Below are 7,718 nucleotides of genomic sequence, written 5' to 3' on the forward strand. Positions count from 1 at the left end.
CGAGCGGATGCGCTGGAAGCGAGTGCGCCACTGCCGCTCGTCGAGGCCGCCTCGGGCGGCGCGCGGCTGCTGGCCTACGTGGTGCCCGATGCGGGCGCGACGACCGAGGCGATCCGCGCGGCGCTGGCGGGGTAGCTGCCGGTGGCGATGTTGCCGGCGCAGGTCATCTTGCTCGACGCGCTGCCGCTGACCCCGAGCGGCAAGCTCGACCGCAAGGCGCCGCCGGCGGTGCAGGGGCAGGGCGGCTCGGGGCGCGCGCCCGAGGGCCCCACCGAGCGGATGCTGGCGGCGCTTTATGCCGAGATCCTCGCGCTGCCGCAGCCCGCCGATGCGGAGACCGATTTCTTCCTCGCCGGCGGGGACTCGCTGCGCGCGGTCGCGCGCTCCCTGCGCATCGAGGAGGCGCAGCCCGACGGGCCGCTGACGCTGCTGGGCTGGTCGCTGGGTTGGATCATCGCCCATGCCATGGCCGCCGAGGCCGAGCGCCGGGGCCGCGAGGTCGCGCAGCTGGTGCTGCTCGATGCCTATCCCTCGGACTGCTGGCGCGATGAGCCCGAGCCCGACGAGACCGCCGCGCTGCGGGCGCTTCTGGCCATCGCCGGCTTCGACCCCGACGCCCATGCCGAGCTTGACAGCCGCGCCGCGATCCTGGGCTTCCTGAAGGCGGCGGGGCACCCGCTGGGGCAGGTGCCGCGGGCGGTGCAGGATGGGGTCATCCGCTCGCTGCAGGCCACCAACGCGCTGGTGCGAGGGGATCGCGAGCCGCATGTGCGCGCGCCGCTGCTGCTTGTAGGCGCGCTGCGCGATCAGGCCGGAACCGCGCGGCGGGCCGGGCCGTGGCAGCCCTTCGCGGGGTCTGTCGAGAGCCTCGAACTCGACTGCCGCCATCCCGATCTTATCGCCACGGAATTCGTCAAGATCTACGTATCAGCGATGAACCAAGGCGTGGCGCGGAGCGTTCCCGTCGCGAGCGGCGCGAGATGACAGGATCGGAGACAGACATGATCAAGCAAAGCGTGACCGCCCTGATGATCGCCCTCGCGGGTCCCGCGCTGGCACAGGGCATGCCGGCCGAGGTCGGCGCGGCGATGGAAAGCATGGGCCTTGCCGATCTGTCCTGGCATCCCGGTCCGAAACAGACGGACCTGTCGGGACGCCTACCCGGTGGCGCCGCGGTCCAGATCGACCTGCGGGGCAGCGTGGTCGAGGAGATCGAGACGGTCGATGGCGGCAGTTTTGCGGCGGCGGTGATCGCGCCGGTGGTGCCTCAGGCGCTGAAGGCGAGCCCCGACTACCCGTCGGACGCGCGCTTCAGCAAGGTGGAATTCGAAACCGACGAGTTTGAACTGGTCGGCACGCAGGTGGACGGGACCGCGTTCAAGGCCAAGTACGACGCGAGCGGGCGTCTTTTGAAGTGGAGCACGAAAGAATGAAGCGAAAGGTGACGGTCGCAGCGATGCTGCTGGGGGGGGCGATTGCCGGCGGTATCGCGCTGGCGCAGGGCCCCGGAGGTCTCCAGCCGACCCCGGGCGAGATCGACATCCGCGAAGACCTCGCGGTTCCCGCTGCCGATACCCAGACCGAAGCCATGGTCGCCGCGGCTCAGGCGTTTCTCGCGACCCTGTCGGAGGAGCAGCGCGCGGCGGCGGTCTATGACTTCGACGACAACGCGCAACGCTCGAACTGGTCGAACTTCCCCGACGGAGTGATCGAGCGCGGCGGCGTCATGCTCGGTGATCTGGACGCGGCCCAGACCGCGGCTCTCGACGCGTTGCTGGGCACCGTTCTCAGCCCGGAGGGCGTCACCAATATCGAGTGGCAGCTGATTGCCGAGGACACGCTGGGCAGCGGCGGTCGCGGTGCACGCTTCGGCAGCCAGTACTATTACACCTCGTTCCTCGGTGAGCCCGCCAGCGATGCGCCCTGGATGTTCCAGTTCGGCGGCCACCACCTTGCCATCAACGTCACCATCGCGGGCCCCGACGTGACCTTCTCGCCGATGCTTACCGGAGGCCAGCCGCTCAACATGAGGTCGAGGGCCGTCCGGTCTTCATCACCGAGGCCGAGACCAGCGCCGCACTGGCGCTGATGGAGAGCCTTGACGCGGAACAGCAGGCGCAGGCGATCCGGGGCGACACGCCGATCAACCTGCTGCTGGGGCCGGGCGAATACGGCACCACCGTCGCGCCCGAAAGTCTGCCGGGTTCGGCCCTGAACGAGGACCAGAAACAACTGCTGATCGCGCTGATCGCGACCCGGCTGGGGTTCATCAACGCCGATGATTTCGCCGCCAAGATGGAGCGCGTCGCGGCGGATCTCGACGACACCTATTTCGGCTGGTGGGGCGAAATCGGCGCACCGGGCACCGCCTATTTCCGGATCACCGGGCCGTCGCTGGTGATGGAATATGCGCCGCAGCGGGGGCGCGGGGACGGCGATGGCACCGACCACGCACACAGCATGTTCCGCAATCCCGGCAACGATTACGGCGCGGCATGGATCGCGCAGTGAGGGCCGTGCTGGGCGGGCTGGCGCTGCTGGCAGCGGCGTCGGCGCTGGCCCATCCGCACAGCGATATCGACCAGCAGGTCGCGCTGAGCGTCGGGCGCGATGCCGCCGAGATCCGGGTGATGATCATGCCGTCCTACACCGCAGGGGCGGCGATCTTCGCGCATGTGGACAGCGACGGCGACGGGGCGATCTCCGAGCCCGAGGCGCAGGACTTCGCGCGCTCGGTCGCCGAGACAGTGGAGCTTAGTGCAGGCGGCAGGGCGACGGTGCTGACGACCGCGTCGGCCAGCGTCCCGGCGCAGCAGGCGGTGGCCTCCGGCAGTGCAGCGCTGGTCGTGCAGATAACTGCGCGGTACGCGCGCCTCGACCCGGGCGACGCGCTCTCGCTGCGGATCGGCTACGAAGAGGTGTCCCATGACTGGTTCATCCAGCCCTTCCTGCAACCGGACCTGAGCGCGGTGGATCCGGCACCGGACGTGCAACGCAGCAGCGACGGCACGGAGGTGACGCTGCGGCTGCGGCCGTGAGCGATGGAGCGGGCGGCGGCCGGCGGGATGAGGTCTCCCGCCGCACAGCCCGCTCGGCTTGTGCTTAGCTCTGGTGAGGGCAGGTCGCCGTGCCGGGCACGCGCGGTGACCTCGCCGGGCGGGCCGGGCTCTGCGCTGCCGCCCTTGGTGACGTTGACGAGCGCGCGGGCCGCATCGCCATTGGTTCAGACGTTTTCCGAGGTGTGGATCTCGATCGGGATGTTGACCCTCTGGGCGCCGGCATCGGGCCCGGCCTTCTTGGCCTTGACCATGGTCTCGATGATCTCGCGGGCGAAATGCTGCAGCGGGTAGGACAGGGTCATGGTCAGGGTGCCGTCGATCAGCCCGGTGCGGGTGGCGTCGAAGAGCTCGTAGCCGACGCAGACGAAGTCGCGGTCGAGCTTGCGGTCGCGTAGCGCGGCCAGCGCCCCGGTGATGCCGCCGCCAGAGACAAACAGGCCGCACATGTCGGGATGCTCCTCGAAGAGCCGCTCGGTCATCTCGCGCGCCACGGCGGCGGATTCGAAGGTCGAGAGCGGTTCGAGCGGCACAAAGGGCAGATTCTGCTCGCGGAGATAGGAGCGGAAGCCGCTCTCGTTGATCTCCTGGTTGCGGAAGCGATGGTTGCCCAGCAGCACGCCGATCTTGCCGGGGTTGCGGCAGATGCGGTGGAACGCCCAGCCGGCGGTGCGGCCCTTCTTCCAGTTGTCATGGCCGATATAGCCGACATTGCCCCGTGCGGAGAGCGGCCCGATCAGCGCCGAGACCGGCGTGCCGCGGTCGAGCACCGAGGTGATCGCGTCCGAGATCATTGGATGCTCGGCCGCCACCAGCCCGAGCGACTCGTTTTGCTCGGCCAGCGCGAGGATCCGATTCGAAATATGGTCTGGCGAGAGGTCGTCGAAATATTCCAACTCGAGCACGACGTTCGCGCCCTTGAAACTCTCTGCGGCACGTCTCAAAGCGCTTCCGAGGTCGCGATAGAACACCCGGTTGCCCTGTTGCAGCAGGATCGCGAGGCGGTGCGTCTCGCGCGCACGCATGACCGAGCTCTCGATGCTGCCCAGCCCGTAAAAGCCAATCCGTTCAGCGGCTTCCATGACGAGCTCGCGGGTGCTCTGGCGCACGGTCTCGGCGTTGTTGATCACCCGGTTGACGGTCGAAACCGAGACGCCCGCTTCCTGCGCCAGGTCCTTGATCGTGGGTCGCATCGTCCATCCTCCCGGTGTCTCATTTTGTCTCATCTTTGGTGAATTATGATACGTTTTGAGACGAAACAGAATGAGACACAATACGGATATTGATCCATCGTGTGTCAATGGGGCATCTCGTTATGACTGGGGTGCATAGCCGCATCCCGGAAATCGACTAAGTTGGGAGGCTGTGTCGAATGCTCCGAAATCCAGATCACATCCAGCGCGCTGCCGCAGGCCGGTCCGGACAAGTCGGGCAGACCGCCGCCCACACCCCGAACACCGCCACGCGCTAGCGCAGCAACAAGACGACTTCCGCAAAGGGCTCTGCACGGCACGTGTGGAATTGGAGATGCGGAACCGACAGCCGCCACAGGCGGATCACGACCCAAGGGAGGACACCCGAATGAACCTGACCAAGACCCTCAAAGCCACCGTCGCCGCCGCCGCGCTCGCGATGACCGCCATGCCGGCTTCGGCCGCCAACATCGCGGTGATCGCGGGCTCGATCGAAGACGGCTTCTTCAACCTGATCAAGAAGGGCGTCGACGATGCCACGCTGATGGTCGAGGCCAATGGCGGCTCGGTGAACTATCTGCGCACGCCGAACTACGACAACTTCGGCCCCGATCTGGTGAACCTCATCAACCAGGCCGTTGCGCAGGGCGTCGACGGCATCGCGATCCCGGTCTGGGTCCCCGAGGCGCAGGTTCCCGCGCTGCAGGCGGCCGCCGAGAAGGGCATCACCATCATGATGTACAACTCGGGCCAGGACGTTAAGGACGACGTGAACGGCGTGAACTACTTCGGCTCGGACGAGTTCGTCGCGGGCAAGGCCGGCGGTGCCTACATGGCCGAGCAGGGCGCGAAGAAGATCCTGTGCCACATCCACACCCCGGGCGCGGTCAACCACGAGAGCCGCTGCGCCGGCGTTCAGGAAGGTGGCACCGAGGGCGGCGCCGAGGTGATCATCCTCCGCACCCCGGCCAACCTCGATGGCGACATCACCGGCACCGCCGAGTCGATCAAGTCCGAGCTGGTGGCCGACGAGACCATCGACGCTGTGATCTCGTTGGCGGCCTGGTCGGCCGACGCCTCGACCAACGCCGTGGCTCAGATCGGCGCCGGTGACCGGGTGATGGTCGGCTCCTTCGACCTCAGCGAGTCCGCGCTCAGCCGCATCCAGGCCGGCAGCCAGAAGATGGCGATCGACCAGCAGCCCTACCTGCAGGGCTTCCTCGCCACCTCGATGCTCGCCGCGCATCTCGATTTCGGCACCGAACTGGCCACCGACCCGGTCCTGACCGGCCCGGCCATCGTCGATGCCTCGAACATCGAGTCCGCGCTGGCCGGTGTCTCGAAGGGCGCCCGCTAAGCCGCAGCAATCGTGGTCCCGGGCGCCAGTGCCCGGGGCCTCCGGTTCCCTGACCGCGTTGACGCAACGCAGGCCCGGGCCCGGATCCCACATTTGCCGAGAGAGATCAGTATGACCATGGAAAGCACATCAGAAACCTCGCAGCCGGCACGGCCCTCGACCAGCCAGGCGTTTTCGCTCGGAGCCCTGTTCCGGCGTCCCGAAGTCGGTGCCTTCATGGGCATGGTGCTGGTCTTCGTCTTCTTTGCCTATTTTGGCTATGATCGGAACTTCCTGTCGCCCTTCGGCACCTCGTCCTGGGTCAACATGGCCTCGACCATCGGCATCATCGCGATCCCCGTGGGTTTCCTGATGATCGCCGGCGAGCTCGATATCTCGATCGGCGCCATGGTCCCGGCGGCCAAGATGTCGATGGCGGTGGCCTGCGGCTATTACGGCCTGCCCTTCGTCGTCGGCCTGTTGATCACCTTCGGCATCGCCTTCGTGGTCGGCTGGATCAACGGCATGCTGGTCACCCGCACCAAGGTGCCCTCGCTGATCGTCACCCTCGCCACGCTGTTCGCGGTCTCCGGCCTGACGCTGTTCCTGTCGCTGCTGCTGACCGACACCACGAGCCAGGCGCTGACCTCGCCGGCCTGGGCCAAGTCGCTCTTCGGCGACTACCACTTCTGGGGCTTCCAGTCCTCGGTGTTCTGGTGGATCGCCATCGCCGCCGTGCTCTACTACGTGCTGCACCTGTCGCCCTGGGGCAACTGGATCCTCGCCCTCGGCGGCGACAAGGAAAGCGCCCGCAACGCCGGCATCCCGATCGACCGCCTGAAGATCTCGCTCTTCATCCTGACCGCGATGGCCGCCGCCCTCTCCGGTGTCTGCGAGACCGTGCTGTCGAACTCGGCCACAACCACCACCAACTTCGCGCTGATCTTCAACTGCATCATCGCCGTGGTCGTGGGCGGGGTGCTGCTGACCGGGGGCTTCGGCACCGTGGCCGGGGTGTTCTTCGGCACCGCCACGCTCGCCATCGTCCAGCAGGGCATCGGTTACACGCCTTTCGACCGCAACCTCAGCTCGCTCATCATCGGCGTGATGCTCCTCATCGCGGTCCTGATGAACGACACCTTCCGCAACATGGCGACCTCGATGTCCGCCTCGAAAAAGGGGAAGTGAACCATGACTGCACCCGTTCTTGAAATGCGCAACGTCGACAAGAGCTTTGGCCCGATCGACGTCCTCCACGAGATCTCCCTCAAGGTCAACGCAGGTGAAGTGCTCTGCCTCCTGGGCGACAACGGCGCCGGCAAGTCCACCCTGATCAAGACCCTCTCGGGCGTTCACAAGCCCACCCGCGGCGAGATGCTGATGGACGGAGAACCCGTCAGCTTCTCCAACCCCAAGCAGGCGCAAGAGCTCGGCATCGCGACGGTGCACCAGTTCGGCGGCACCTACCCGCTGATGTCGGTCGGCCGGAACTTCTTCGTCGGTGCGGAGCCCACCAAGGGCTTCGGTCCCTTCAAGGTGTTTGATCGCCAAAAGGCCAACGCCATCGCGGTGGAGGCGGTGCAGAACTTCGGCATCACCCGGATCACCGATGGCGACCGGCTGGTCGGCGGCCTTTCGGGCGGTGAGCGCCAGTCCCTCGCGATTGCCCGCGCGGTGCATTTCGGCGCCCGTGTCCTGATCCTCGACGAGCCCACCGCGGCGCTCGGGGTGAAGCAGGCGGCCCACGTTCTGCGCATCGTCAACGAGGCCAAGCGGCGTGGGCTGGCGGTGATCTTTATCACCCACCAGGTGATGCACGCGATGGCCGTGGGCGACCACTTCGCGGTGCTGATCCGTGGCGCCATCGCCGCCGATTTCCGCAAGGGCGAGAAGACCCGCGAAGAGATCGCCGACCTGATGGCGGGCGGGGAATCGATGGCCGATCTCGAGGCCTCGATCGAGGGCTACATGGAAACCCATGACGGCCATCCGCCGGCGCCGGCGCACTGACCCCGCATCCCTGACGCGGTGACTGCACTCCCTCCCTGACTGCATCACCTCCTCGGGGGCCCGGCACGGTCTCCTCCTGCCGGGCCACCGCCCCCAACACCCAAACCCCCACGGAACGAGATC

At 67.1% G+C, this 7,718-nt stretch carries 7 protein-coding genes and 1 pseudogene; 7 read left to right on the plus strand and 1 reads right to left on the minus strand.

Annotated features, from left to right (window positions below; genetic code table 11):
* The first annotated feature begins 147 nt into the window (after positions 1–147).
* The 4 genes and pseudogenes from AC6RA4_RS21115 to AC6RA4_RS21130 all read left to right on the plus strand — a co-directional run bounded on the left by AC6RA4_RS21115 (position 148) and on the right by AC6RA4_RS21130 (position 3,038).
* Complete coding sequence (locus AC6RA4_RS21115; RefSeq protein ID WP_500163697.1) at positions 148–984, plus strand: thioesterase domain-containing protein; 837 nt, start codon at positions 148–150, stop codon at positions 982–984.
* Between the two features lie 17 nt (positions 985–1,001).
* Positions 1,002–1,433 (plus strand): hypothetical protein, encoded by a 432-nt coding sequence (locus AC6RA4_RS21120; RefSeq protein ID WP_500163689.1) that lies wholly within the window; start codon positions 1,002–1,004, stop codon positions 1,431–1,433.
* 155 nt (positions 1,434–1,588) lie between these two features.
* Positions 1,589–2,511 (plus strand): annotated as a pseudogene (locus AC6RA4_RS21125) (DUF3500 domain-containing protein).
* Positions 2,508–3,038 (plus strand): hypothetical protein, encoded by a 531-nt coding sequence (locus tag AC6RA4_RS21130; protein WP_500163691.1) that lies wholly within the window; start codon positions 2,508–2,510, stop codon positions 3,036–3,038. Before AC6RA4_RS21125 ends, AC6RA4_RS21130 begins: the two are co-directional and overlap by 4 nt.
* Before the next feature lie 185 nt (positions 3,039–3,223).
* On the opposite strand, the gene AC6RA4_RS21135 is transcribed toward AC6RA4_RS21130, so the two are convergent.
* On the minus strand, positions 3,224–4,249 hold the full coding sequence (locus AC6RA4_RS21135; RefSeq protein WP_500163692.1) for a LacI family DNA-binding transcriptional regulator: 1,026 nt from the start codon (positions 4,247–4,249) through the stop codon (positions 3,224–3,226).
* A 388-nt stretch (positions 4,250–4,637) separates the two neighbouring features.
* Between AC6RA4_RS21135 and AC6RA4_RS21140 the strand changes: the two genes are divergently transcribed.
* The 3 genes from AC6RA4_RS21140 to AC6RA4_RS21150 all read left to right on the plus strand — a co-directional run bounded on the left by AC6RA4_RS21140 (position 4,638) and on the right by AC6RA4_RS21150 (position 7,595).
* Positions 4,638–5,606: a substrate-binding domain-containing protein gene (locus AC6RA4_RS21140; protein ID WP_500163694.1), complete on the plus strand. Its 969-nt coding sequence runs from the start codon at positions 4,638–4,640 to the stop codon at positions 5,604–5,606.
* A 111-nt stretch (positions 5,607–5,717) separates the two neighbouring features.
* Complete coding sequence (locus AC6RA4_RS21145; protein WP_500163696.1) at positions 5,718–6,773, plus strand: ABC transporter permease; 1,056 nt, start codon at positions 5,718–5,720, stop codon at positions 6,771–6,773.
* A gap of 3 nt (positions 6,774–6,776) precedes the next feature.
* A complete protein-coding gene (locus AC6RA4_RS21150; RefSeq protein WP_222604568.1) occupies positions 6,777–7,595 on the plus strand; it encodes an ATP-binding cassette domain-containing protein in 819 nt (272 codons plus the stop codon).
* Positions 7,596–7,718: the final 123 nt, after the last annotated feature.

The organism is Salipiger sp., assembly GCF_059781815.1.